This is a genomic window from Vreelandella venusta, assembly GCF_015689495.1.
GTDB classification, from domain to species: domain Bacteria; phylum Pseudomonadota; class Gammaproteobacteria; order Pseudomonadales; family Halomonadaceae; genus Vreelandella; species Vreelandella venusta.
In genome coordinates, this window is sequence record NZ_CP065135.1 from 2,225,379 (window position 1) to 2,250,159 (window position 24,781).

Annotated in this window: 21 protein-coding genes; 15 read left to right on the plus strand and 6 right to left on the minus strand. The window is 51.6% G+C overall.

Going from position 1 to position 24,781, the window contains the following annotated elements:
- The first annotated feature begins 115 nt into the window (after positions 1-115).
- From IR195_RS10655 to IR195_RS10670, 4 genes are read left to right on the plus strand one after another with little or no spacing between them, the layout of a single operon-like run.
- Positions 116-490: a response regulator transcription factor gene (locus tag IR195_RS10655; protein WP_146943564.1), complete on the plus strand. Its 375-nt coding sequence runs from the start codon at positions 116-118 to the stop codon at positions 488-490.
- The gene (locus IR195_RS10660) at positions 487-2,547 is read left to right on the plus strand and encodes a 3'-5' exonuclease (RefSeq protein ID WP_206047468.1); all 2,061 of its coding nucleotides are present in this window, start codon (positions 487-489) and stop codon (positions 2,545-2,547) included. The genes IR195_RS10655 and IR195_RS10660 overlap by 4 nt, the downstream gene beginning before the upstream one ends.
- Positions 2,544-2,747: a hypothetical protein gene (locus tag IR195_RS10665; protein ID WP_125748198.1), complete on the plus strand. Its 204-nt coding sequence runs from the start codon at positions 2,544-2,546 to the stop codon at positions 2,745-2,747. Before IR195_RS10660 ends, IR195_RS10665 begins: the two co-directional genes overlap by 4 nt.
- 2 nt (positions 2,748-2,749) lie before the next feature.
- Positions 2,750-5,518 carry a sensor histidine kinase gene (locus IR195_RS10670; RefSeq protein WP_206047469.1) on the plus strand — a complete coding sequence of 923 codons (2,769 nt, stop codon included), beginning with the start codon at positions 2,750-2,752 and terminating at the stop codon, positions 5,516-5,518.
- 3 nt (positions 5,519-5,521) lie between these two features.
- On the opposite strand, the gene IR195_RS10675 is transcribed toward IR195_RS10670, so the two are convergent.
- From IR195_RS10675 to IR195_RS10685, 3 genes are read right to left on the minus strand one after another with little or no spacing between them, the layout of a single operon-like run.
- On the minus strand, positions 5,522-6,649 hold the full coding sequence (locus IR195_RS10675) for a DUF294 nucleotidyltransferase-like domain-containing protein (RefSeq protein ID WP_206047470.1): 1,128 nt from the start codon (positions 6,647-6,649) through the stop codon (positions 5,522-5,524).
- Between the two features lie 30 nt (positions 6,650-6,679).
- Positions 6,680-7,006, minus strand: a complete 327-nt coding sequence (locus IR195_RS10680) for an HlyU family transcriptional regulator (RefSeq protein WP_125748207.1) — start codon at positions 7,004-7,006, stop codon at positions 6,680-6,682.
- A 53-nt stretch (positions 7,007-7,059) separates the two neighbouring features.
- Positions 7,060-8,280 (minus strand): argininosuccinate synthase, encoded by a 1,221-nt coding sequence (locus IR195_RS10685; RefSeq protein ID WP_125748210.1) that lies wholly within the window; start codon positions 8,278-8,280, stop codon positions 7,060-7,062.
- 210 nt (positions 8,281-8,490) lie between these two features.
- Here IR195_RS10685 and rnt point away from each other — a divergent pair, with 210 nt between their 5' ends.
- Positions 8,491-9,159, plus strand: a complete 669-nt coding sequence (gene rnt / locus IR195_RS10690) for a ribonuclease T (protein WP_125748213.1) — start codon at positions 8,491-8,493, stop codon at positions 9,157-9,159.
- 218 nt (positions 9,160-9,377) lie between these two features.
- Entirely contained in the window at positions 9,378-10,637 is a 1,260-nt protein-coding gene (locus IR195_RS10695) for a 6-phosphofructokinase (RefSeq protein ID WP_206047471.1), read from the plus strand.
- 92 nt (positions 10,638-10,729) lie between these two features.
- On the opposite strand, the gene IR195_RS10700 is transcribed toward IR195_RS10695, so the two are convergent.
- Positions 10,730-12,445 carry a bifunctional protein-serine/threonine kinase/phosphatase gene (locus tag IR195_RS10700; protein ID WP_125748219.1) on the minus strand — a complete coding sequence of 572 codons (1,716 nt, stop codon included), beginning with the start codon at positions 12,443-12,445 and terminating at the stop codon, positions 10,730-10,732.
- Positions 12,446-12,717: 272 nt separating this feature from the next.
- On the opposite strand from IR195_RS10700, the gene ppa reads away from it, so the two are divergent.
- From ppa to purH, 8 genes are all read left to right on the plus strand, one after another.
- Positions 12,718-13,248, plus strand: a complete 531-nt coding sequence (gene ppa, locus IR195_RS10705; RefSeq protein WP_125748222.1) for an inorganic diphosphatase — start codon at positions 12,718-12,720, stop codon at positions 13,246-13,248.
- Positions 13,249-13,465: 217 nt separating this feature from the next.
- Complete coding sequence (gene dsbD / locus IR195_RS10710) at positions 13,466-15,346, plus strand: protein-disulfide reductase DsbD (protein ID WP_206047472.1); 1,881 nt, start codon at positions 13,466-13,468, stop codon at positions 15,344-15,346.
- A 296-nt stretch (positions 15,347-15,642) separates the two neighbouring features.
- Positions 15,643-16,107: an acetyl-CoA carboxylase biotin carboxyl carrier protein gene (gene accB, locus IR195_RS10715; RefSeq protein ID WP_125748225.1), complete on the plus strand. Its 465-nt coding sequence runs from the start codon at positions 15,643-15,645 to the stop codon at positions 16,105-16,107.
- A gap of 30 nt (positions 16,108-16,137) precedes the next feature.
- Positions 16,138-17,478, plus strand: coding sequence for an acetyl-CoA carboxylase biotin carboxylase subunit (gene accC / locus IR195_RS10720; protein ID WP_125748228.1), 1,341 nt, complete (start codon positions 16,138-16,140; stop codon positions 17,476-17,478).
- Positions 17,479-17,586: 108 nt separating this feature from the next.
- Positions 17,587-18,498, plus strand: coding sequence for a 50S ribosomal protein L11 methyltransferase (gene prmA / locus IR195_RS10725; RefSeq protein ID WP_206047473.1), 912 nt, complete (start codon positions 17,587-17,589; stop codon positions 18,496-18,498).
- 99 nt (positions 18,499-18,597) lie between these two features.
- Positions 18,598-19,638: a tRNA dihydrouridine synthase DusB gene (gene dusB / locus IR195_RS10730; RefSeq protein WP_206047474.1), complete on the plus strand. Its 1,041-nt coding sequence runs from the start codon at positions 18,598-18,600 to the stop codon at positions 19,636-19,638.
- The gene (gene fis / locus IR195_RS10735) at positions 19,635-19,958 is read left to right on the plus strand and encodes a DNA-binding transcriptional regulator Fis (RefSeq protein WP_125748236.1); all 324 of its coding nucleotides are present in this window, start codon (positions 19,635-19,637) and stop codon (positions 19,956-19,958) included. Before dusB ends, fis begins: the two co-directional genes overlap by 4 nt.
- A 60-nt stretch (positions 19,959-20,018) precedes the next feature.
- Positions 20,019-21,599, plus strand: coding sequence for a bifunctional phosphoribosylaminoimidazolecarboxamide formyltransferase/IMP cyclohydrolase (purH, locus tag IR195_RS10740; protein ID WP_125748239.1), 1,581 nt, complete (start codon positions 20,019-20,021; stop codon positions 21,597-21,599).
- 128 nt (positions 21,600-21,727) lie between these two features.
- Here the strand turns inward: purH and IR195_RS10745 are convergent, their stop codons facing one another.
- Together IR195_RS10745 and folE are read right to left on the minus strand one after the other, a co-directional pair.
- Positions 21,728-23,185, minus strand: a complete 1,458-nt coding sequence (locus tag IR195_RS10745; RefSeq protein WP_206047475.1) for an NAD-dependent succinate-semialdehyde dehydrogenase — start codon at positions 23,183-23,185, stop codon at positions 21,728-21,730.
- A gap of 119 nt (positions 23,186-23,304) precedes the next feature.
- Positions 23,305-23,856 (minus strand): GTP cyclohydrolase I FolE, encoded by a 552-nt coding sequence (folE, locus tag IR195_RS10750; RefSeq protein ID WP_125748245.1) that lies wholly within the window; start codon positions 23,854-23,856, stop codon positions 23,305-23,307.
- 297 nt (positions 23,857-24,153) lie between these two features.
- On the opposite strand from folE, the gene IR195_RS10755 reads away from it, so the two are divergent.
- Positions 24,154-24,747, plus strand: a complete 594-nt coding sequence (locus tag IR195_RS10755) for a hypothetical protein (protein ID WP_125748248.1) — start codon at positions 24,154-24,156, stop codon at positions 24,745-24,747.
- The last annotated feature ends 34 nt before the right edge of the window (positions 24,748-24,781 follow it).

Sequence of the window (24,781 nt, forward strand, 5' to 3'; positions counted from 1 at the left end):
CAGCCACTTGATGACAGACATGACGAGCATTCGGCCAAGGTCGTCTTGGCCTAACCTGTCGCGCTACATACACTCTAATCAAACACCTAACAACGACCCCTTTAGGGAGGGCATCATGGCCAAAGTACTCGTGGTCGACGACGAGCCCAATATTGTACTGTCTCTGGAATTTTTAATGGAGCAGGCAGGCTTTCAAGTTGTCACCGCCTACGACGGAGAAGCCGCACTCGAACGCATCAACGACTCAGCTCCCGATCTGCTGCTGCTTGATATAAGTCTGCCCGGAATCAGCGGTTTTGATGTACTTGAGCACCTTCGCCGTTCAGAAGCGACCGCTCAGCTGCCGGTCATTATGCTGACCGCCCATGGGCGAGATATCGAACGCGAGAAAGGCTTAGCACTAGGAGCTGATGACTACATTACCAAACCGTTTTCGACCCAGTCGTTAATTGAAAAAGTTAAATCACTGCTCAGTGGTAACCCGCAATGACCCGCAATGGGCTCCCTAAACGTCAGCGGCTCATTGGCCTATGGCTATTGCTAAGTGGTATCAGTTTGCTGGGGGGCGCTATTTTTGCTGCGTGGCTAGATGCTCAGCTTACGCCTACCGGCCTTACCCGTGTCGCGCTCTGGTTGGGTAGTTTTTCCGGCGGCGCGACAATCTTTTTAGTTGGCCTGCTACTAGAACGCATGCTGTTCACCCCTCTCCGTCATTTACAGGTTCAACTGGCTAGGTTAGTGGCAAACCCAGATGCGCGTGATGAACACCCGCCAGAAGGTTGGCTGAAAGGGCTCGGCCCTGATCTGCGAAGAGTGCGTGAGAGTTGGCGCATTGATCGCAATCAATTAGCCACAGCGCATGCCGACGGCGCACGTAGCGCCGCAAAAATACGTCGCGAACTAGAAACGCTACTGCAAGTACTCGAAACTCCCTTATTACTATGTGACCACCACCGCCGCTTGATGCTCTTCAACCAGGCTGCGGAAGATTTCTTTATCGATAATACGGCGCTGGGCTTGGGTAAACGCCTAGAGGCGCTGCTGCCCGTTGCCAGCCTGCAACAAGCGCTTAGCCAACTTCCCGCGGATGGTTCACCCCGCGAGCTGCTTGCCCCCTGTGATAACCGCTGGTTAAAGGTTGTGCTACGCCGAGTTCCTGGCAGTGATGGAGAAACACTACTAACGTTTAGCGATGCAACCGCGTCCTGGTCAAATGAAATGGGGGTTAGAGCAGAACTCGCCTCTAAGCTCCCCTTGTTACGCCAACACACGGCAAGCCTGACCAGCGCAGCGGATGCACTGATACAACTGCGCCATAACGGTGCGGAGAACCCTATGTTACGCCAGCGGTTCGAGCAGGTAATTCAAGAGGAAGGCGCGACCCTTGGCGATAATGTTGGTCAAATCGGACAGTTATTGGATGATTTGCAACATCAAGGTGAGCGTTTAACTCCCATGTGGTCGAATGACTTCTGGCAAGCCCTGGATGAACGCTTAGACCCAGCGCATCGACTCATCACCCCTGTTGGTATGCCTGCCTGGTTTAAAGGCGATGCACCGGCACTAATTGTTCTGTTTGATTCCTTAATCAAGCATCTGAATTCTCACCTGCCGGTTAGCCATTTTGAAGGTGAGATATGCCTTGGCAACAAGCGGGTTTATTTGGACTTAATTTGGCAAGGCAGCCCCTTGCCAGAGCATGAACTAGCGAAATGGCGTCGCCAGCCCCTGCCATCGCTACCGCTTAATCCGCTGGTGTCTGACGTACTGCGTCAGCATGCAAGCGATATTTGGAGTCTTGCTGACGATGATGCTATTCATGCGCGCTTGCGCCTGCCGCTACCGGCAATGGAGCGCGTTGGGGCGCCTCGTGAAACCGCACCTCCGCGACCAGAGTTCCATGATTTCGGCATTGCTGACCTGCCGCCACCCGATGAGGAATTGGCTAACCGCACGCTACGTAGCCTAGAGGTGGTTGCGTTTGATACTGAAACCACCGGCCTTGAGCTGCGCCGAGGAGATACAGTGATTAGCCTGGGGGCTTGTCGGGTGGTCAATGCGCGGCTATTGGCCAGCGAGGTCTTTGATCAAAAAGTCGATCCGAAACGCCCAATCCCCCCTGCCAGTACAGCCATACACGGATTGACAGATGCTGACGTGGCCGGTGCACCGCCCCTTGATATTGTCCTCACGCGCTTTCGAGATTACGTCGGTGAAGCGGTTCTATTAGCGCATAATGCCGCTTTTGATATGCTCGCCATTACTAACAAAGGGGTTGTCTTTGATTTGCCAGTTATCGATACCTTATTAATCTCAAGAGCATTAGACGAAGCCTTAGATGGACATGATTTAGATACCTTGGCACAACGCTACGACCTGACGTTTCCACCAGGCACTCGCCACACGGCGCTTGGGGATGCCCGTGTAACCGCTGAGTTATGGCTAGCGTTGTTACCACGCCTTGAAGCACGTGGCGTGGATACGTTAGAGCAGCTGCTGGCGCTGCAGGCCAACGCGTTTGATCGCCAGGATGCCAGTGCCTCATGAAACATCCAGGCTCACGGCAAATCGAGCGTTTAATAGCCTTATTCGCCCTAGCAATACTGCTCTTCAGCCCCCCGTTGATTATCATGGTTGATCGGCTCACCGGTTTGAGCATGAGCGGGTTACCGCTGTATCTGTTTGTTGCTTGGGGCGTAGTAATTGGCCTCGCCGCTTGGTTAATGGAACAACGCTCGGGGCGCTGATCATGCGAACAGATGCAGTGATTCTAGGAACAGCATTTGGCTATTTGGCGCTACTGTTTATCGTCGCCGCGTGGGGGGATCGCCGTGCCGAGCAAGGTCGATCATTAATTGGCTCGCCCACGGTATATGCGCTATCGATTGCCGTTTACTGCACCGCCTGGACATTCTATGGCAGCGTAGGGCGGGCGGCGGCATATGGCCCTAGCTTCCTACTTATCTATCTTGGTCCCACTCTGGCGATGCTTCTCGCCCCTGTCATCATTCGTAAAATGGTACGCATCGCATCCCGCCAGCGCATCACTTCTATTGCTGACTTCATTAGTGCTCGTTATGGCAAAAGCACGAGTTTAGGCGCACTCGTTGCATTAATGGCTCTCATTTGTATTACGCCCTACATTGCACTGCAGTTAAAAGCGATCACTGTTAGCCATGCCGTACTGGTGAACTATCCCAATACAGCGGATGCCACCCTGGTTGATGAGCGTTTCTGGCTGGACAAATCGCTTTGGGTCGCCTTAGTACTTGCGGTATTTATTATACTTTTCGGCACGCGCCACCTAGATGCCAGTGAGCGTCATGAGGGAATGGTTGCTGCTATTGCCTTGGAATCAGTGGTAAAGCTAATTGCGTTTATGGCCGTCGGTATTTTTGTGGTGTTTGTGTTGTATGAAGGCCCCGGCGCACTATTCGACAGCGTTGCCATGGTGCCTGAAGTGGCGGATAAAATGGGGCTGGCAAGTGTACCAGGCGGTGCCACTGGCTGGGCCGGAATGCTAGTACTCGCCTTTCTGGCCTTTTTAACCCTGCCTCGCCAGTTCCAGGTGCTGGTTGTCGAAAACGTCGATGAACAGCATTTAGCCAGGGCAAGCTGGTTATTTCCGCTTTATATGTTGCTCATCAACCTATTTGTTATTCCTATTGCCCTTGCTGGCCTATTGTTAGGTGCTGGCGCAGGCGACTCCGATAGTTTTGTGCTGACACTGCCCCTCTCTGCAGGGCTTGAAGGGTTACCCTTACTGGTATTTATAGGCGGTCTTTCAGCAGCAACCGGCATGGTGATTGTTGAAACGATTGCACTTTCTACCATGGTAAGCAATCAGCTCATTATGCCTTTGCTGCTAAGAACACAACGCCTTCACCTGAGCACGTCCGGCGAGTTGGCGGGTTGGCTATTGGGTATTCGCCGCATTGCCATCGTTTTGATACTGCTGCTTGGCTATCTATACCACGCGCTGATTGGTGACTCCTACAGCCTTGTCACTATCGGGCTTGTCTCCTTCGCGGGGGTCGCACAATTTGCTCCAGCTCTGTTAATCGGCCTTTACTGGCGCGGTGCGACCCGCCAAGGAGCCACCGCTGGCTTAATCGCAGGCTTTTTAGTCTGGTGCTATACGTTACTGCTGCCAGGTTTTGCCCAATCCGGTTGGTTAGATGCAACATTCCTAACTCAGGGGCCATGGGGCATTGCATGGTTAATGCCTTACCGCTTATTTGGCCTGGAAGATTGGGATATTTATTCCCATGCACTGCTGTGGAGTATGTTGGCAAATGTTGGCTTACTGATTGGCGTGTCACTATTTACCCGCCCGACGCCACTTGAGCAAACCCAAGCCGCCCTGTTTACTGAAGCCTTACACCCCAACTTGCAAACGACCTCTTTATGGAGAGGCCAGACGACTCAAGGCGCCTTAAAAGCGCTGTTGATTCGCTACCTTGGCAATCAAGTCACCCATCGTGTGTTTAACCAAAGCATTAATAAAAGCGACTACCGCTCAGACGAACCGGCAACAGCCGATCTAATTACCCGTTCAGAGCAGGCACTGGCAGGCTCACTTGGCAGTGCATCAGCGCGCGTACTGATCAATTCTGTAGTACGCGGAGAAGCACTGGATCTTGAGTCGATTTTGAGCATTTTAGACACCACGTCACAAACCCTGGAATACAACCGTCGGCTAGAGCAAAAATCTCAAGAATTAGTCGCCGTCAGTGACGAGCTACGCAGCGCCAATGAACAGCTGCGCGAGCTTGACCGCTTGAAGGACGAGTTTGTCGCCATGGTAAGTCATGAGCTGCGAACCCCGCTAACCTCGATACGCGCGTTTGCCGAAATATTACGCGATAGCGATCAACTACCCGATGAAAAACGCCAACACTTTCTTGGTGTTATTGTCCATGAGAGCCAGCGCCTTTCGCGTTTAATCGAGGAAATTCTTGACCTTGCGCGCTTAGAGAGCGGTCGCCTGACGCTTCATCCTGTCACCCTCGACTTAGCTGCCCTAGCGAGACAGAGCATCGATGCGGTTGCCCGCTTACATGAAGATCGAGGTATTACCCTGGATATCAGTTTAGCGGCTGACCCCGCTATGGTGGTCGGTGATCAAGACCGCTTGGAGCAAGTCATTATTAACTTGCTCGATAACGCCAGTAAATTCGCTGACCGCCAGCAGCCTCAAGTGCGGTTGGCACTTTATCGGCATCGTAATCATTTTCGTTTAAGCGTTGAAGATAACGGGCCAGGTATCAGCGCTGACGAGCGTGAGCGCGTATTTGAGAAATTTCATCAAATACAGCAAAGCGGCGAGACACCACGCGGACGCCCCAAAGGTAGCGGCCTTGGCTTACCTATCAGTCGCGGCATAATTGCTCACCTTGGTGGAAGGCTATGGGTAGAAGATGCTAAAACGCTGGGGGGCGCATGCTTAACCCTAGAGCTACCAGCAGCCCCAAAGGAGTCAACTCTAGGTAACTCTTCGCAACTTACGGAGGAATAGCCGTTATAAGCGCTTTACTTGATTAACAAACGCTTTGATTTGCTGTAAATCAAATTTCAGCAACAGCCGCTCATCATCACGAAGGCGTCGCAGGTCCACCCAACCGTCGGCGGTCTGCCCACAAGATTTATTGTAGCGTTGCTGCTCTAAAAGCAAGTGCTGAATACGGCTAAAGGCGGCTAGCAATAAGTTCGACTGCTCCTTCGTCAACGCACGAGTGAAATGGGCAAGTGCCGTTAATCGTTCACGGGTGCCTATCTCACTTCGCTGGTAGCGCACACAGAGTAATCGGGCAGCGCTTATTAACGGCATCAATCCTTGTCGCTTAAGATCGATTGCTTGGTCATAGGGAGCTGCTAGCCCAGGATGTGAAGCAATGCGGCCAAACCGGTCAAGCGCCACCGGCAGCTCATCTAACAACGCCGCCATTTCATTCATGAACAAAGGCGCGCTTGAGAGAGTTGAACGCACCCGTTGGCCTAACGCTTGTGCGAGCTCAGGGTTCCCCGCCACAGGATAAAAATCAAGCCATATATTGGTTTGCTGCACCCGCTTAACCTGGCGATCCGCACTCCAAATTACAAATTGCTGCTGCCATTCGCTCAAGCGTTTGCGCCACATTGGCCAACGCGCCATGACATGGCCACGGCAAAGCGGAATGCCTGCTTCATCTAAGCGCTGTGTAAAACGCTCGCCTAGCGCCTGAAAGTAGCCATCAACTTCAACGTGTCGAGTGTCAGGATAGTCGTCAATAATCAGCGCATTGTCCTGGTCAGGCCCCAGCAAGCTTTCAAAGCGTGCCGCCGAGCCGAGGGTAACAACACAGTAATCCACCGGCGGCTTCCCCCACCCTTGCGCCTGCATCTCATCTAGTGCTGCGGCAATCGATTGACGATAAAGCCAAGCGATGTGGTCGCTAATGAGTTCGCTAATACGCCAAGCAGGCAAGTCATAACGCAGCAACGTCTCAACAAAAGAGAGCTGTGCGGCATAGGCGTCAGATAAGGATGGATTAAAAAGAGAGGTATGCGCGTAAAAATCGCGAAGTGGAGCGCTTAGCGCCGAGATATCCAATGAGCCATGATGACATACCAAGGAGCGCCAAGGGGAAGCACGATAGACCATGTGCATACTCCGCTCCTCAACTAAACGAAAAGCTTGCTAGGTTTCACTAGCATTACGAGGATCAGCGGTAAACATCTCCTCACCCACTTCATCAATAAAGCGCTGCGCTTTAGCGACCATCATCGCATCGCAGGCATCACGGCCTGGCAACATGTCAGAGCGTTCAAAGCGGTGCTCGTGAGTAACGCCCTCGCCATCTAACTTACGGATCCAACCGCTAACGCGAAACTGCCCACTTTGGTTATCAGGCTGAGACACAATCAAATACTCTTTATATTCAACTGGCTCGGCCGCTTTGGTGCTTCCATCCGAGGCACCAGCCCCCGCGCCACCCAACAGGCCAGAAAATAGTTTTTTAAACATTCGCTCTCCTTCACATTAAAAGCGGCCAGACGTCGCCTGGCCGCTTAGCATGCTTAGCTCTGTTGACGACCTTTACCGGCAGCAATCCGCAGACGCAATGCATTCAGCTTAATAAAGCCTTCTGCGTCTTTTTGATCGTATGCGCCCGCATCATCTTCAAACGTTGCAATCGACTCATCAAACAACGACTGCTCAGACTTACGCCCTACAACCGTTGCATTGCCTTTATAGAGCTTCATGCGAACAACGCCCGCAACGTTTTTCTGTGTTTCGTCGATCGCCGCTTGTAGCATACGGCGCTCAGGGCTCCACCAATAACCGTTGTAGATCACTTCAGCATATTTAGGCATTAGTTGATCTTTCAAGTGCGCTTCTTCACGGTCAAGCGTCAGCGACTCAATGGCGCGGTGAGCACGCAGCATAATCGTGCCCCCTGGTGTTTCATAGCAACCACGGGACTTCATACCGACATAGCGGTTTTCAACGATATCCAGGCGACCAATACCATTATCGCCACCTAGTTTATTAAGCTTTTCAAGCACTTCATGAGGCTTAAGCGTTTCACCATCAATAGCGACGATATCGCCATTCTCAAACGTCAGCTCGACATAAGTCGGCTGCTCAGGCGCGGCTTCAGGAGAAACACTCCAACGCCACATGTCCTCTTCTGCTTCGGCCCATGGGTCTTCCAAAATGCCGCCTTCATAAGAAATATGCAGCAGGTTGGCATCCATGGAGTACGGTGATTTTTTCTTTTTATTTGAGAAATCAACCGGGATGCTGTGCTCGTCACAGTAAGCCATCAATTTCTCACGCGACGTGAGATCCCACTCGCGCCAGGGCGCAATAACCTTCACACCAGGTTTAAGCGCGTAACCACCCAGTTCAAAACGAACCTGATCGTTACCTTTCCCCGTTGCACCGTGAGAAATGGCATCAGCGCCCGTCTCATTAGCAATTTCGATTAAGCGCTTAGCAATCAACGGACGAGCGATAGAAGTACCGAGCAGATACTCGCCTTCATAGATAGTGTTCGCCCGGAACATTGGGAATACGTAATCGCGAACAAATTCCTCGCGAAGATCTTCGATATAGATCTCTTTAACACCCAGTGCCTGAGCCTTAGCACGTGCGGGCTCGACTTCTTCACCTTGACCGATGTCGGCTGTAAAGGTCACTACCTCGCAGTTGTAGGTCTCTTGCAACCACTTAACGATAACGGATGTGTCCAGGCCGCCTGAATACGCCAGCACAACCTTTTTGACATCGGACATTCTTTACTCCTTGTTCATGAAAAGTAGTTCACCCAAACGACACCGCGCTGAGCGCGGTGTAATAACATAAACTACGAGTATAGCGCTCTCAATGCTCAGCGAATACCGTCAACGACGCCTAAGGGGTAAAGCTGCTAGAATCATAGCCAACAAAGGGGTTGCTTTAACCACTTATTCTAACTAATTACTCGCTTTACTAAGGAGAGCTGCATGAGCGAGGCATTTGCCCGCGAATTGATGGCCCAACGTTTTCGCAGTTATCTGCCGGTTGTCATTGATTTAGAAACGGGTGGGTTTAACGCCCAAAGTGACGCAGTACTCGAAATTGCCGCCGTGACGCTCACCATGGACCCTGACGGTAATTTATTACCCGACGCCACTTACGCGTATCACATTCATCCGTTTGAAGGCGCGAACGTCGAGCAATCTGCGCTTGATTTCACAGGCATTAATCTAGATGACCCGTTGCGTCGCCAAGTGGCGCTAAGCGAATCTGAAGCGCTAGGTGAAATTTTTCGCCCCATCCGCAAATCAATCAAGGCACATGGGTGCTCACGGGCAATACTGGTTGGTCATAATGCTGCCTTTGATCATGGCTTCCTAAATGCGGCAGCGAACCGCTGCGGCGTGAAACGGAACCCATTCCACCCTTTTTCCAGCTTTGACACAGCAACCCTGGCAGGTTTTGTGTACGGCCAAACAGTGCTTGCTCGTGCATGTCGAGCGGCAGGCATCGAGTTTGATAACAAGTCCGCCCACTCGGCACGCTACGATACCGAGCGTACAGCAGAACTCTTCTGTGCGATGGTCAACCGCTATAAAGACTTAGGCGGATGGCGGCTGGCTCAGCAGGAACAGGAACTGGACGACAGCGAGTGATGAGCCTCCAAGATGCACCCACAGTGGCTTTGCGCTAAACTTCGCGGCTGCATGCCACGTGTTTGCACGATATTTCTACGTAAGCGTGTCATTAGTGGTATGCGTGCCGTTAGTGCGCGCTGCTTAATGCACGATTATGAAAACAAGCAAAGGGGCATTATTTCCTCTTTGCTTGCAGACTGTTTTAACTACCCGTTTTCAGGAGATGAGACGTTTCCATGGCTCAGCATAATGCCTTTTACGCCCAGTCCGGTGGCGTTACCGCCGTCATCAATGCCAGCGCCTGTGGCGTTATCGAAGCTTGCAGGCAAGCGCCCGATCAGATTGGCAAGGTATATGCCGGTCATAACGGCATTATCGGTGCCTTAACGGAAGACCTCATCGATGTGACTCAAGAGAGCGATGAATCGATTGCTGCCTTGCGCCATACACCTGGCGGTGCCTTTGGTTCCTGCCGCTACAAGCTGAAAGATATTGACACCCACCGTGCTCAATATGAACGCTTGATCGAAGTTTTCAAAGCCCACGATATTCGCTACTTCTTCTACAATGGCGGCGGTGATAGCGCAGACACCTGCCTTAAAGTGTCCCAGCTGTCTGAAAAGCTCGGCTATCCGCTAACCGCGATTCATGTGCCGAAAACCGTTGATAACGATCTGCCTATTACTGATAACAGCCCCGGCTTCGGTAGCGTTGCCAAATATATTGCCACCTCTACCCGTGAAGCATCGCTGGATATTGCGTCTATGTGCGCCACATCCACTAAGGTATTCGTCCTTGAAGTGATGGGACGTCATGCTGGCTGGATTGCAGCAGCAGGCGGCTTAGCGGGAGAAGGCGAAGGCGAACCGCCTCACCTGATTATCTTTCCTGAAGTATCGTTTGACCGTAAAGCGGTCATGGCGCGCGTTGAAGAGTGCGTTCAGAAGTACGGCTATTGCGTCATCGTTGTCTCTGAAGGCGCACGCTATGAAGATGGTACTTTCCTTGCCGATGCAGGTAATACCGATGCCTTTGGTCACCGCCAATTAGGTGGCGTAGCACCAACCCTGGCAGGAATGGTGAAGCAAGACCTGGGCTATAAGTACCACTGGGCAGTTGCTGATTATTTACAGCGTGCGGCGCGTCACTTGGCCTCTAAAACCGACGTTGAACAAGCCTATGCAGTGGGCCGCGAGGCGGTAACATTAGCACTTGCAGGTAAAAATGCCATGATGCCTGCCATTCGCCGTATTTCCCAGACTCCCTATCAGTGGGATGTCATCTCGGCGCCGCTGTCACAAGTGGCTAACCAAGAAAAATTCATGCCACGGGATTTTATTAGCGAAAACGGTTTTGCGATTACCCCCGCTTGCCGAGAGTATCTCTCTCCGCTCATCCAGGGCGAGGATTTCCCTCCGTTTGAAAACGGCCTACCTAAAGTGGCTAAGCTGAAGCTGGCAAAAGTCGCGCAAAAACTGCCTAAATTCACGCTGTAAATAGTTAGCGTGTCATAAAAACGGGGCGATGAAATCATTCATCGCCCCGTTTTTTTGTGGTTAGTATTTATTAATTGAACAACGTTACGCTTCTAGCGCAACAACCAGGAAAGCACCAATAAGAGCAGTAGAATTCCCGCCACCCCCTGCCAAAAACGCCGTGACTCTTGGCGAGGCTCCTCACGGCTTGGCACGCGCCCCAACGGGACTCTTAAGGCATGCAGAAATTCGGAAAGCCGTCTAAAACGGAGTGCGCGCTGAGGATCTAGCGCACGGCGCAACGCATCATCAAGCTCCGTCGATATTTCTGGGTTAGTTGTTCGAGCACTACGGTAGCTGAGCTCTTCGAGATCGGTGTGGCTGCGCAGTCGATTAGGCGTCAACGTATAAGGCAATGCCCCTGTCAGCAACCAATAGACCGTTGATGCTAATGAGTACTGGTCGCTACGTCGACCTACGCTATCACCTAGTGCGTACTCAGGGGCCGTGTGTTCGTTAAAACCAATTTGGCGGAGTAGCTCGCCCGAGTGGCGATGGCCATCCACCTCGCGCATGTGACAGGCGCTGAAATCTGCCAATACAAGCTTGCCATGGGGGTCGATCAGCACATTATCCGGGGTAATTTGCTGATGAATGATATCGCGATGATGCAACGCTTGAACCGCTTTACCCAGTTGATTGGCGATATCCAGGCGCTGCACCAAACTCGCTTGCGGGTGCCTTTCTGCCCACTGGCGGAGCGTTTCCCCTTCCACGTGCTGCATTAAGTAATAAAGGTAACGGCGTGGCCGTGACGACTGCATTACTTTAACGACAAAGGGCGAATTTACACGCTCGACCACCCATTGCTGCAGTAAAAAATGCTCCAGATACGCGTTACGCAGTGAGAGCTCTGGGCTGGGTGCCTTCATCACCATTTCACGCTCTGAATGCACATCGCGGACGCGATAAACTCTAGATTGCGCATTACGTGACAGCACCGACAGCACTTCAAGCCCGTCAAATCGCTCTCCTGGCGTTAGCTCGGGGGGAATAGGCAAGTCACCATAAATAAGCCCGGGGTGATCTTCAGACTCTTCCGGCAGTTCATCAATACGCAGTATCTGGAAGCAAAACTGATCGCCGCCATATCCCCTATCTTGGGCACGCTGCTTTGCCTCGCTTGCTAGACACTCACAGGCGGCGTCTAGATCACTGGCATTTTGGCGGATCAGACGAACATAATCAGATGGCATTAAGGTGCCACGGACACCCTGAGTAGTGAAAACAAAAAAGTCGCCCTGTTTAAGCGCTAGATGGGTATAGTCGATATCGACGCTGCCATCCATTCCCAAAGCACGCGAGGGATAACGGTAGCCGCCAATATCGGTTACATGGTCGCGGGTTAACTGTTCGAACTCAGCACCTCGCAAGCGAAAAACTAACGTATCCCCCATATGAAATAGGTGCGCTTCACGCTCGCGAAAGACCATCGCGGATAGCGAAGATACGAAACTTCCTTCTTTAACATGCTTGCTTTGGCTGTAGCACCAACCATTGAGAGCACGCAGTACCCGGGTTGCCGACGTTTTCGTGTCCCAATGATCAGGCGTAGAGTAATAGTCAGCCAAAAAACCACGAACACTTAAATCACCTGCCTGTTTAGCTAAGGTGTTACGAGAAATCGAGTCACTAATAACTGCGCAACCCCCTTTTACTTTCAACAGCTGCGCATCAGGCAACCGCACCGACATAGAGCTACGGTGCAGACGTCTATCAGGGGCTACAAAGGCTTGGCCATAACTAATTAGTAACTGGGCGTGCGCCAACTCATCCTCCTGGGCTTTCGGCTCTTCATGGGAACCACACAGTGGTTATGATACACGCTGATCATGAGAAGCGATGCCCGCCAAACGTCGTGGTGGCGAAAAACGATGCTTATTTTTGGATTCGTTGTCATTGTTAGCGGCACACACCTATGTCGCATTGGTAATCCACTAGCCAACTTCGTATAATTCTCCGCCATTAATGCAATGCATCAACTGCTTAGCCTTCGCACGACATAAGCCAAGCTAAGATAAGCCAAGCCAAGGAATAAACGATGAACTTCGATAACATCCCCGCTGGAAAGGATCTGCCCAACGATATTTACGTGGCGATCGAAATTCCTGCTAATCATGCGCCGATTAAGTATGAAATCGACAAAGATATGGGTGCCCTTCTGGTTGACCGCTTCATGGCAACCCCCATGTTTTATCCGGCTAACTACGGCTTTATTCCCCACACCCTGGCAGACGATGGCGACCCGCTGGACGCCTTAGTCGTTACCCCCCACCCCGTAGCTCCGGGCAGCATCATTCGCGCTCGCCCTGTTGGCATTTTGAATATGACCGACGAAGCCGGCGAAGATGCAAAATTGGTGTGCGTCCCGCATCCCAAACTGAGCACGTTGTATGACGATATTCAAGAAGTGACAGATCTTCCTGAACTGCTGCGTCAGCAAATCGCTCACTTTTTCGAGAACTATAAAGATCTCGAAAAAGGTAAGTGGGTGAAAGTAGAGTCTTGGGAAGGTGTTGAAGCGGCACGCAAAGCGATCGAAAAATCAGTTGCGGCGTACCAAAAAGCTTAACCTATCGGGTTGAGCAATAACGCCAGACCTCGCTTCCTCTTAAAGGCTGCCCATGTGGCAGCCTTTTGTATTTTCTGCCGCTTAATTCCGAGTTCTAAGGTTTAACATTAACGCAGCATGAAGAAGCGCGTCACGTCACCGCAGCATCTACGCTGACTTCACAAGGTAGGATATGCTATTTCAAAATTTCCCTGATACATCTGCGTAAGGATACTTCGTGTTGTCTTTTAAGCGTTTAAGCTTGTTACTGTTACTTTGCTGGCTTCCCCTGCTAGCCCACGCTCAGTGGTTTTCCTCTTCCAGCAATCAAAGCGACTTTTTACCTGTTCTAGAGGCCTTTCAGCCTGCCGCTTGGCATGATGGCAACGCCATTTATATTGGTGTCGATATTGCCGACGACTACTATTTATACCGCCACCAATTTAGCGTTAGCAGCAAAACGGACGCTGTATCCCTTGATGAACCGCTACTTCCGCAAGGAACATTCACAACTGATGAATTCATGGGCGATGTGTATGTTTTTCGCGACCGATTAGTCTTTGAAACCCCATTTACCCCTGCCTATAGCGGCCCGATCAATATTGAACTAACGTTCCAAGGCTGTGCCGACGCAGGTCTCTGCTATCCGCCGGAAACCCTGTCGCTTGACGCTTCAGAGTCATCCCCCCCCTCGGCCTTTGCTGACTGGGACGCTGCAGATCAAGCACAGGCAGGCGCAGATGACAGCAATACCCAGCAAATTAGCCAAACTGCGAACACAAATAGCAGCGCTGAATTCTCAGCCCCACAAAGCGAAGATAGCCGCTTTAATGCCTTGCTCGGCAGCGCCAGCCTCCCTCTTGCCTTAGGGTTATTTTTTATCGCCGGACTGGGGCTTACTTTCACGCCCTGTGTACTACCGATGATACCTATTTTGTCTTCCATTATCGTAGGACAAAAACCAACTCGGCCCCGAGCATTTGTACTCTCAGCCAGCTATGTTTTGGGCATGGCATCCACCTATGCGTTAGTCGGCGTATTAATGGGACTGTTCGGCGCGGGATTAAATCTTCAAGCCCACCTACAATCAGCGCCGGTGCTAGCTACTTTTGCTGTTCTATTTACGCTATTTGCTTTAGCTATGTTCGGAGCGTTTGACTTAAGAGTTTCGCCGCGACTGGCCGCCAAAATTGACGGCTGGCAAGCACGTGCACAGCAAAGCGGTCCTGCGGGCTTAGCCCTAGCAGGCGCTCTATCAGTCTTAGTGGTTTCCCCCTGTGTAACGGCCCCACTTGCCGGTGCGTTGGTGTTTATTTCCTCAACCGGAAACGCAGCCATGGGTGGGGCTGTTTTATTTGCACTAGGTCTAGGCATGGGTGTGCCACTGCTATTAGTGGGCACCTTTGGAGCAACACTACTACCCCGCTCAGGCGCTTGGATGAACGGCGTTAAAATTGCTTTTGGGTTGCTGTTACTGGGCGTTGCCATTTGGATGGTTGAGCGATTAGTAGCGCCTTCGATAGCGCTTTTGCTCTGGGCAGCGCTGGCGATAGGTAGCGCACTCATGTTGGGCGCCTTAAACATGAATCAGCCACAAGGCTGGCCTAAAGCACGACAAACGTTAGGACTGATGTTACTGGCATGGGGCATTGCCCTTGTCATTGGCGCTGCCCAAGGCGGCAGTAACCCATTGCGCCCTTTAACGGTATCCAGCTCCTCATCGGACAGCGGCACACCGCAAGCCACACTGGCTTTTCAGCAAGTTGATGAGCTGAGCGCACTTGAAACAGCACTCTCGGAAGCCGCAAGCGCTCAACAGCCTGCCTTTGTTAATTTCACTGCTGACTGGTGCATCTCCTGCAAACTAATGGAACGCGATGTTTTTCCAGACCCCAATGTGGTCACAGCATTGAACGATTTCCGCCTGATCGAGGTCGATGTCACCGATACAGATGCTCAAAGCCGAGAGCTGCTTAACCGGTTTAACTTATTCGGCCCACCAAGCTTACTTTTTTTTAGCCAGGGAGAAGAAGTGCGAGATGCACGCATTCAAGGCGAAATAACTGCGCCCCAGTTAGTGCAGCACCTGGAAGCGTTACGCCGCTGGCAACAAGGCTGAGCTGGAGCCTAAAGCCACCTTGTGTCGCGAACGTCGTCAAACAGTTGTTTAAATCACCAACAACGAGCTTATGTCGACCTTCACTAGACATGCCGGTACTTTTTCGGCAAACTTCGCAGCCATATCTGCTAAAATCCTCATTTTTTAGGACTTAGCGCCGGGTAACGTTCAACATCGTGCAGCGTTCTGTTCATTTTCAGGCAAGGTTTACTGCGCTGTAACGACACGTAATGCAGCTGGCTGTACCACAGCCAACTGCACTACGATTAACCTTCATCACTTTTGGGGCAACAGGTATGGATATTCGTAAAGTTAAAAAACTGATTGAACTCCTCGAAGAATCAAACATTAGCGAAATTGAAATTCAGGAAGGCGAAGAGTCAGTCCGCATCAGCCGCCATCCTAATGGTGCAACATGGCAGCCTCAGCCAATGCCACAGTATGCTCAAATGGCTCCTATGCAGCAGGCACCCGCTCAATCCAGCGCCCCGGCTGCCGAGGCAGAGTCCCCAAGCGCAAGCTACCAAGGTGAAGCGGTTAATTCACCCATGGTAGGTACGTTCTACCGTAGCCCAGCACCGGGCGCAAAATCGTTCGTGGAAGTTGGCGATACGGTTAAGCAAGGCGATACGGTATGTATCGTTGAAGCAATGAAAATGATGAATCAAATTGAAGCCGATCGCGACGGCGTCGTCGAGGCCATCCTTGTGGAAGACGGTGAGCCGGTGGAATTCGATCAACCTATGATCGTCATCGCTTAATCTTTCACAACAACACGGGTGGATTCTCCCATGCTGGACAAGGTACTTATCGCAAACCGCGGCGAGATTGCCCTTCGTATTCTCCGGGCCTGTAAAGAGCTAGGCATTAAAACCGTTGCGGTTCACTCCAAAGCTGACCGTGAATTGATGCATGTTCGCTTGGCCGACGAAGCGGTATGCATCGGTCCCGCTTCCTCAGCGCAGTCGTACTTGAATATTCCTGCATTAATAAGCGCTGCTGAAGTGACGGATTCAAGCGCCATTCATCCTGGCTATGGCTTTCTCTCGGAAAACGCCAACTTTGCTGAGCAGGTTGAGCGCTCTGGCTTTACCTTTATTGGCCCGCGCGCGGAAACTATCCGCCTAATGGGTGATAAAGTTAGCGCCATTGAAGCAATGAAGGCTGCAGGTGTTCCTACCGTGCCTGGCTCAGACGGCCCGTTAGGTGATGATGATGCTACCAACCTAGCCACAGCACGCCGCATTGGCTATCCGGTAATTATCAAAGCGGCTGCCGGCGGTGGTGGCCGCGGTATGCGGGTGGTACACACCGAAGGCCATCTGCTTTCAGCCATTACTGTCACCCGCACTGAGGCGCACTCGGCGTTTGGCGATGGCACGGTTTACATGGAAAAATTCCTTGAGAAACCCCGCCATGTTGAAGTTCAGGTGCTGGCTGATGGGCAAGGCAATGCTATCCACCTTTATGATCGCGACTGCTCTTTACAGCGTCGACACCAAAAGGTTCTGGAAGAAGCGCCTGCTCCTGGCATCAACCCGGAAGCGCGTGCAAAGGTGCTCGAGGCATGTCGCCAAGCGTGTCTCGAAATTAACTATCGTGGCGCGGGCACCTTCGAGTTCCTATACGAAGACGGTGATTTCTTCTTTATTGAAATGAATACCCGTGTACAGGTAGAGCACCCTGTCACCGAGATGGTCACAGGCGTAGATATCGTTAAGGAACAGTTGCGCATTGCCTCCGGCCTGCCACTTTCGATTCGCCAAGAAGACGTAAAGATCAATGGCCATGCCTTTGAGTGCAGGATTAATGCGGAAGACTCACGTACGTTTATGCCCTCCCCGGGCAAAGTCACTCTGTTCCATGCCCCCGGTGGCCTTGGCGTGCGTATGGACTCTCATCTGTACACTGGCTACACCGTACCGCCTCATTATGATTCACTGATTGGCAAGCTAATCACCTGGGGAGCTGATCGCGAGATTGCCCTAACGCGTATGCGCAACGCCCTAGATGAGCTACTGGTTGAGGGGATCAAGACCAATATTGACCTGCAAAAAGATTTGGTGAGAGATAGTTATTTCCGCCAAGGCGGCGTCAATATTCACTATCTTGAAAAGAAACTCAGTAGCTAATATCTGCAAAAGCGATATAGATAGCTGATAATGCTCAACGGGGTGGCCATAGCCACCCCGTTATTGTTTTACCTTTGCGTGAATGCACGTACGCAGTGGAGATTACTGATGCCCTGGCTCCAACTCAAAGCCCATGTTGCTCCAGAACAAGCCGAACTACTCGAAGATCTGCTGTTAGAGGAAGGCGCAACGGCCATTGGCCTACAAGACGCCCACGATGATCCCGTCTTCGAACCTGAGCGAGGCACTACCCCGCTTTGGCAAGATACAATTCTGACCGGCCTATATGACGACTTAGGTGGCATTGAAGCCATGCTTGAGCGTATTCAGGCCGCTTGGTCTGAGCAAGTCCCCGGCGAACCCTGCCCAACGATTGAGTATGAACTATTAGCCGACAGAGACTGGGAAAGAGAGTGGATGGATGACTTTACGCCGCTGCGAATGGGCCAACGGCTATGGATTGTGCCGAGCTGGCATGAGCCACCAGAAGCCAATGCTGTCAATCTCATTCTTGACCCAGGCCTTGCATTTGGCACTGGCACCCACCCCACGACAGCGCTTTGCCTGGAGTGGTTGGATAGCCTGGCCGTTAGTGGCGAACTGGAAGATAAAACCGTTCTGGATGTGGGCTGCGGCTCCGGCATTCTTGCCATTGCCGCACTAAAGCTCGGTGCTATCCATGCGGACGCCACTGATATAGATCCACAGGCACTTCAGGCAAGCCGAGACAATGCGGCGCGCAATCAGATTAGCGACGCACAATTGTCGCTTTACTATCCAGAACAACTTAACGACGGCCACTACCCCGTCGTCACGGCTAATATTCTAGCGGGACCATTAGTTGAGTTAGCCCCAATGATTGCAGGTCATGTCGCGCCCGGCGGACAAATAGCACTGTCTGGCATTTTAGCTAACCAAGCGGATGAGGTCTTGCAAGCCTACGAAGCCCAGGGCTTGACAATGGAAGAGCCCACAATTCGCGAAGGGTGGGTTCGCCTATCTGGCCACCGCGCTGTTTAATCTAGCCAACGGCCTTCACCCCATCGCCGAGTAGGCGTATCATACGCCCCCTTGAAACGCCTACTCGGCGATTATTATCTGTATCAACAGCGCAGCACAATGACCACACAAAACTTTCAGCCACCAATGATAGGGCCTTACCAGTTACCCAACCAAGTTATCTTGGCGCCGATGGCTGGCGTTACCGACCGCCCGTTTCGCCAACTTTGTAGGCGTTTAGGTGCGGGATGGGTGGTCGGCGAAATGGTGACAGCTGACCCTTCTCTTTGGCATACCCGAAAGTCCAAGCTACGTATGGATCACCAAGGTGAGCCTGACCCACGGGTTGTACAAATTGCCGGAGGGGATGCTGAAATGCTGGCTAATGCTGCGCGCCTTAACGCCGAACTAGGCGCCCAGGTGATTGATATCAACATGGGATGCCCGGCTAAAAAGGTCTGCAATAAGGCGGCTGGCTCTGCCCTAATGCGTGATGAAGCGCTTGTAGCCGAGATTCTGGACGCCGTTGTTAAGGCTGTTGATATTCCAGTTACCTTAAAAATCCGCACAGGCTGGTCTGCTGAAGCTAACAATGGCCTACGCATTGCTAAACTCGCGGAAGCCGCAGGCATCCAAGCCTTAGCAGTACATGGACGTCATCGAGAGCAGCGCTATACTGGATGGGCTGAGTACGACACTATCGCTGAAATTAAGTCGCACCTGACGATACCGGTAATCGCCAATGGGGATATTACCAGCCCTCAAAAGGCCAAAGAGGTCTTGTCATATACAGGTGCAGATGCAGTAATGATTGGCCGCGGAGCGCAAGGTAACCCATGGATATTCGAGCAGATTACCCACTACCTTGCCCATGGTGAGCTGCTAACACCCGCGACTCTTGATGAGCGCCGCGACGTTCTCAATGAACACTTACAAGCTCTGCACACGTTTTACGGCGATACAATGGGTGTTCGTATAGCACGCAAACACCTTGGTTGGTACTTGAATGAAGACCCGCGCTTCAACGACAAACAGTATTATCTGCTGAAGCAGCAATTTAATGCGCTTGCCACCCCAGCATCGCAACTTGATTGGATTAATGATGCCATGACGCAAGACGCTGCAGAGCGTCTGCTAGCTAAAGGAAGCCATGCTGCATGACTGAACGCGACCTGCTTTCGAACGAGCTCTCTCACCGTCTTACAGGCACTCTGGCAGACCCTGCCGCGAGCGCACCGCCTCAACCACTTAGAGAAGCGGTTGAAACGGCGATACGTCGTTACTTCGAGCATCTCGATGGCAGCCAGGCAACTGATCTCTACGCGATGGTGATGGCCGAAGTAGAAGCGCCACTACTTAGCTGCGTAATGGAACATACTGAAGGCAACCAAACCCGCGCCGCGGATGTATTGGGCTTAAACCGTGGCACATTGCGCAAAAAACTTAAGCTCTATGGATTGATTGAAGGTGACGCCCCATAAGGGGCGTTGTTGTTTGTAATTTTCGATGTTAACTCCTTGACTCTGCACACGAGCACTCTAATGGCTGATAGTACTGCTACCCCCGTCCGTCGCGCCCTTTTGAGCGTATCCGATAAAACCGGCATTGTTGAATTCGCCCGCGGCTTAAGCCAGCACGGCGTAGAACTTCTGTCGACTGGCGGGACCTTCCGACTGCTTCAGGAAAACTCAGTTCCTGTTAAAGAAGTCTCTGAGCACACGGGTTTTCCTGAAATCATGGATGGCCGTGTAAAAACACTGCACCCCAAGATCCATGGTGGAATTCTGGCACGCCGCGGTCAGGATGATGCAGTGATGGCAGAAAACGACATTGCCCCCATCGACATGGTGGTTGTTAATCTTTACCCATTTGCCGCCACTGTCGCCAACCCAGACTGCACACTGGAAGACGCCATCGAAAATATCGATATCGGCGGACCGACCATGGTGCGTGCATGCGCCAAAAATCACGCCTTTACCACCATCGTGGTAAATGCTGATGACTATGCTCGGGTACTGGGAGAGCTGGCTGCGCAAGACGGTCAAGTGAGCGCCGCCACCCGCTTTGACCTGGCCGTGAAAGCATTTGAGCACACCGCCGGTTATGATGGCGCCATTGCCAATTACCTAGGCCGTAAAGTGACTAGCGAAAACGCAACGTTTGCTCGCACTTTCAACCTGCAATTAGACAAAAAGCAGGACATGCGATACGGCGAAAACCCACATCAGCAAGCTGCTTTTTATATAGACCCTCAAGCCAGCGAGCCAAGCGTCGCCACTGCAAAAAGCCTACAAGGTAAGCCACTCTCCTTTAACAATGTAGCTGACACAGATGCAGCATTTGAATGCGTTAAAGCGTTTGATGAAACTGCTTGTGTGATTGTCAAACATGCCAACCCTTGCGGTGTAGCTATTGGCGCCACTGCACTTGAAGCATATGACAAAGCCTTCGCTACCGATCCGACCAGTGCTTTTGGTGGCATTATTGCGTTTAACGTAGCGCTAGATGCTGAAACCGCTCGGGCAATTATTGATCGCCAGTTTGTTGAAGTGATTATCGCCCCCGGCGTGAGTGATGAGGCAGCGGCTATCGTGGCAGAGAAGCAGAATGTACGCCTGCTTGATGTCAGCGCCCACTGGCCTGGCGAAACACAGCCCGCTTTTGACTTTAAACGTGTTAACGGCGGACTGTTGGTACAAGAGCGCGACCAGGGTATGGTCACCCGCGAAGAACTGACGGTGGTTAGCGAGCGCGTTCCAACAGAACAAGAACTGCGTGACCTGGGTTTTGCTTGGCGAGTCGCTAAATTCGTTAAATCGAATGCGATTGTATACGCCAAAGAGGGTCAAACAGTCGGTGTTGGCGCCGGCCAAATGAGCCGCGTTTACTCAGCGAAAATTGCGGGCATTAAAGCGGCAGATGAAGGTCTTTCAGTGCCAGGCTCGGTAATGGCGTCAGATGCATTCTTCCCGTTCCGCGATGGCATTGATGCTGCCGCAGCCGCAGGCATTACCGCCGTTATTCAGCCCGGCGGTTCCATGCGTGACCAGGAAGTCATTGATGCCGCTAACGAAGCGGGCATTGCCATGGTATTTACCGGCATGCGCCACTTCCGTCATTAATCGCCTCATCCTGCCATAAAAGCAGGCCCCCAACGGATTGCCGATGGGGGCCTGCTTGCTGATAGCGCTGTTTATTTATAGCGCTGTTTATTTATAGCACTGTTTATTTATAGAGCTTGCGCCTGTGCTTAACCTAGATCAATACACAGATATTTTGTCTCAAGGTACTCTTCCAAACCTTGGTGCCCACCTTCACGCCCAAGACCGGATGCTTTAACGCCACCAAAAGGCGCGGCCGCATTAGAAATAAGGCCGGTGTTAATGCCCACCATGCCATAGTCAAGCGCATCAGCGACGCGCCAAACGCGCCCCAGATCCTGGGAGTAGAAATAGGAGGCTAAACCATACTCAGTATCATTAGCCATCTCGATAGCAGTTTCCTCTTCATCGAAGGGAAAAACCGCCGCCAGAGGGCCAAAGGTTTCTTCGTGAGCCACCTTCATCTTATCTGTTGCAAAGCTAATCAGCGTTGGAGTAAAGAAGTTGCCACCTAGCGGATGCGGATGACCACCTAGCAGCAGCTCTGCCCCATTATCGACTGCATCTTGCACATGCTCACTGACCTTTTTGACTGCGTCACTGTCGATCAAAGGGCCAATGTTAATATTGGGCTCGGTACCATTACCAACGTACAGCTCACTATTCATAGCAACCGCCAACTTCTCACAGAAGGCGTTAATAACGCTAGACTGCACCAAAAACCGGTTAGTGCACACGCATGTTTGACCAGCATTACGAAACTTCGCAGCCATGGCACCTTCTACAGCGGCATCAAGGTCTGCATCTTCAAACACGATAAAGGGCGCATTCCCCCCCAGCTCAAGGGATATTTTTTGCACATGCTCAGCCGCCTGAGCCATAAGCTTGCGGCCAACTTCTGTGGAACCCGTAAAGGTGATTTTGCGCACTTTGGGTGATTGAGTAAGCGCACTGGCAATATCCGCAGCGCTGCCAGGCACCACATTGAACACGCCACGAGGAATGCCTGCTCTCTCTGCCAACAGGGCGAGAGCCGTTGCAGAAAATGGCGTTTGGCTTGCAGGCTTAACGACAATCGTACACCCCGCTGCCAACGCGGCACCGGCTTTACGCGTGATCATAGCAGCCGGAAAATTCCAAGGCGTAATAGCCCCCACAACACCGACAGGCTGTTTTGTCACTACAATACGCTGGTTTGCTTTAGCGGCGGGAATAGTCTCGCCATAAACACGGCGCGCTTCTTCAGCAAACCAACGTAAAAAGCTAGCGGCGTAGGCAATTTCGCCCTCTGCCTCTTTTACTGGTTTGCCTTGCTCGTAGGTCATGAGCAAGGCGAGATCATGTTTATGCTCCAGCATAAGATCATGCCACTTCAGCAACAGATCAGCTCGTTCTTGAGCTGTCAGCGCACGCCAAGCGGGTAACGCGGCATCCGCTGCATCGATAGCGCGCTCTGTCTCAGCTTTACCTAGTCGAGGCATGTCGCCTACGGACTCACCGGTTGCAGGGTTTAAGACATTAATTTGCTCACCGCTGTCGGCGGCTACCCAGCTACCATCGATATAGGCAAACGGGCAATACAGCTGTGTTTCTTTCAGCGCTTCCATGACAGACTCCTGACCAAATATTGGCCTCACGGGCTCATTGACCTGTTCATGCTAAGACGAAACCACGTGTTTAACCAAATCTTTACAATGAAATCTGCCAAAGATTCTTAGCCAGTATTTCAACTGATTAACGTTAAGAATTCCTGCCGCGTGGCTTGATTGCTGCGAAAACTCCCCAGCATCACAGAAGATGTCATACTTGAATTTTGCTTTTCCACACCGCGCATCATCATGCAAAGATGGCGTGCCTCAATCACCACAGCGACACCTCTTGATTGGGTAACTTGCTGCACTGCCTCGGCAATTTCACGCGTCAAGTTTTCTTGGATTTGCATACGCCTAGCGTACATATCAACAATGCGGGCAAACTTTGAAAGCCCGAGTACTTTTCCGCTAGGCAGATAAGCGATATGACATTTGCCAATAAAGGGTAGCAAGTGGTGCTCACACATGGAGTACAGCTCAATGTCTTTTACAAGGACCATTTCATCTGTTTGCGACTCAAATACCGCGCCATTAACAATCTCCTCAAGTGATTGCTGATAGCCAGCAGTTAAGAACTGCATTGCTTTTGCGGCTCTTTTGGGTGTATCGCGCAGCCCTTCACGGTCAGGGTTTTCACCGATTGCGGTGATAATGTGGCGGTAGTGTTGAGCAATGTCGTCGGTCATTTGAAGCCTCATCAAAACTGTACGTGCTAGCCATTGAAAAACGTCTGCTCTACTAGAGCGTTTACTCAACGGCGAAATATTGCTATCTATCAATAGCTGAGAGCCGTGCGCCAATCATGTACAAAAAATATACGCGAAACAACTTTTGCACAATAAGAAACACCACACCCGGTTATTTTAACGCACCTAACCGTGCTGTGGCAGAGTGCCGCGCACCCCCCTTTGAGACTATTTAAGCTGTGCTATCATGGATCGAACTAGCCAGCTTAATTCGTAGCGCTCATCTGAGATTTCCTTATGTCATTCAAATCTGCACCATTTTTCTTAACTGCTCTATTGGGAACTGCATTGGCAACCCCCTTATTAGCCGCTGAACAGACATTAACACTACCTAAAGGTGCTAGTGTCGGTGTCGAGGTGATCGAAGAGTTTGCTTTTAGCGACAGCCAATCGCGTTATGAAGCTATCTTACTTCATCCCACTCAAGCTGGCGGTGCCTCACACCAGCTACCCGAATACTGCGTTTTAGTTGCCAATGCACAGCTCACTAATGGGCGTATTCGTATTACAACGCAAGACGCAACCTGCATTGAAACACACGATGCTGAAAGCGCTATTTTTACAGGTTCATTTAGTGCAGGTGCCTATGCGGCAGATGGACAGTACGGCCTTGCCTGTGATGAGCCGTCTTGTACCCTATCGCCAGGCCAAGCATTCGTGGTAACGCTGGATGAAGATATCGACATCAACGCTCAAGACAACCCTTCAGCGGAAATTAATGCTGCTCGACGGGAGGCTGATGGAGAAGGCGTAGCCAACCCCATCCCTTCAGATCGGCCTGATCCCGATGCAAGCGCTGAAAACCCACGCTCCGTCAATCAACCTGAATAGAACCACGTTACTCATCGTCAATGGGGGCGAGGCT

What these genes read in the sequence shown, in the direction of transcription:
- IR195_RS10655 (WP_146943564.1), top strand. Translation starts at nt 116, where the DNA reads ATGGCCAAAGTACTCGTGGTCGACGACGAGCCCAATATTGTACTGTCT.
- IR195_RS10660 (WP_206047468.1), top strand. Translation starts at nt 487, where the DNA reads ATGACCCGCAATGGGCTCCCTAAACGTCAGCGGCTCATTGGCCTATGG.
- IR195_RS10665 (WP_125748198.1), top strand. Translation starts at nt 2,544, where the DNA reads ATGAAACATCCAGGCTCACGGCAAATCGAGCGTTTAATAGCCTTATTC.
- IR195_RS10670 (WP_206047469.1), top strand. Translation starts at nt 2,750, where the DNA reads ATGCGAACAGATGCAGTGATTCTAGGAACAGCATTTGGCTATTTGGCG.
- IR195_RS10675 (WP_206047470.1), bottom strand. Translation starts at nt 6,649, where the DNA reads ATGCACATGGTCTATCGTGCTTCCCCTTGGCGCTCCTTGGTATGTCAT.
- IR195_RS10680 (WP_125748207.1), bottom strand. Translation starts at nt 7,006, where the DNA reads ATGTTTAAAAAACTATTTTCTGGCCTGTTGGGTGGCGCGGGGGCTGGT.
- IR195_RS10685 (WP_125748210.1), bottom strand. Translation starts at nt 8,280, where the DNA reads ATGTCCGATGTCAAAAAGGTTGTGCTGGCGTATTCAGGCGGCCTGGAC.
- rnt (WP_125748213.1), top strand. Translation starts at nt 8,491, where the DNA reads ATGAGCGAGGCATTTGCCCGCGAATTGATGGCCCAACGTTTTCGCAGT.
- IR195_RS10695 (WP_206047471.1), top strand. Translation starts at nt 9,378, where the DNA reads ATGGCTCAGCATAATGCCTTTTACGCCCAGTCCGGTGGCGTTACCGCC.
- ppa (WP_125748222.1), top strand. Translation starts at nt 12,718, where the DNA reads ATGAACTTCGATAACATCCCCGCTGGAAAGGATCTGCCCAACGATATT.
- accB (WP_125748225.1), top strand. Translation starts at nt 15,643, where the DNA reads ATGGATATTCGTAAAGTTAAAAAACTGATTGAACTCCTCGAAGAATCA.
- accC (WP_125748228.1), top strand. Translation starts at nt 16,138, where the DNA reads ATGCTGGACAAGGTACTTATCGCAAACCGCGGCGAGATTGCCCTTCGT.
- prmA (WP_206047473.1), top strand. Translation starts at nt 17,587, where the DNA reads ATGCCCTGGCTCCAACTCAAAGCCCATGTTGCTCCAGAACAAGCCGAA.
- dusB (WP_206047474.1), top strand. Translation starts at nt 18,598, where the DNA reads ATGACCACACAAAACTTTCAGCCACCAATGATAGGGCCTTACCAGTTA.
- fis (WP_125748236.1), top strand. Translation starts at nt 19,635, where the DNA reads ATGACTGAACGCGACCTGCTTTCGAACGAGCTCTCTCACCGTCTTACA.
- purH (WP_125748239.1), top strand. Translation starts at nt 20,019, where the DNA reads ATGGCTGATAGTACTGCTACCCCCGTCCGTCGCGCCCTTTTGAGCGTA.
- IR195_RS10745 (WP_206047475.1), bottom strand. Translation starts at nt 23,185, where the DNA reads ATGGAAGCGCTGAAAGAAACACAGCTGTATTGCCCGTTTGCCTATATC.
- folE (WP_125748245.1), bottom strand. Translation starts at nt 23,856, where the DNA reads ATGACCGACGACATTGCTCAACACTACCGCCACATTATCACCGCAATC.
- IR195_RS10755 (WP_125748248.1), top strand. Translation starts at nt 24,154, where the DNA reads ATGTCATTCAAATCTGCACCATTTTTCTTAACTGCTCTATTGGGAACT.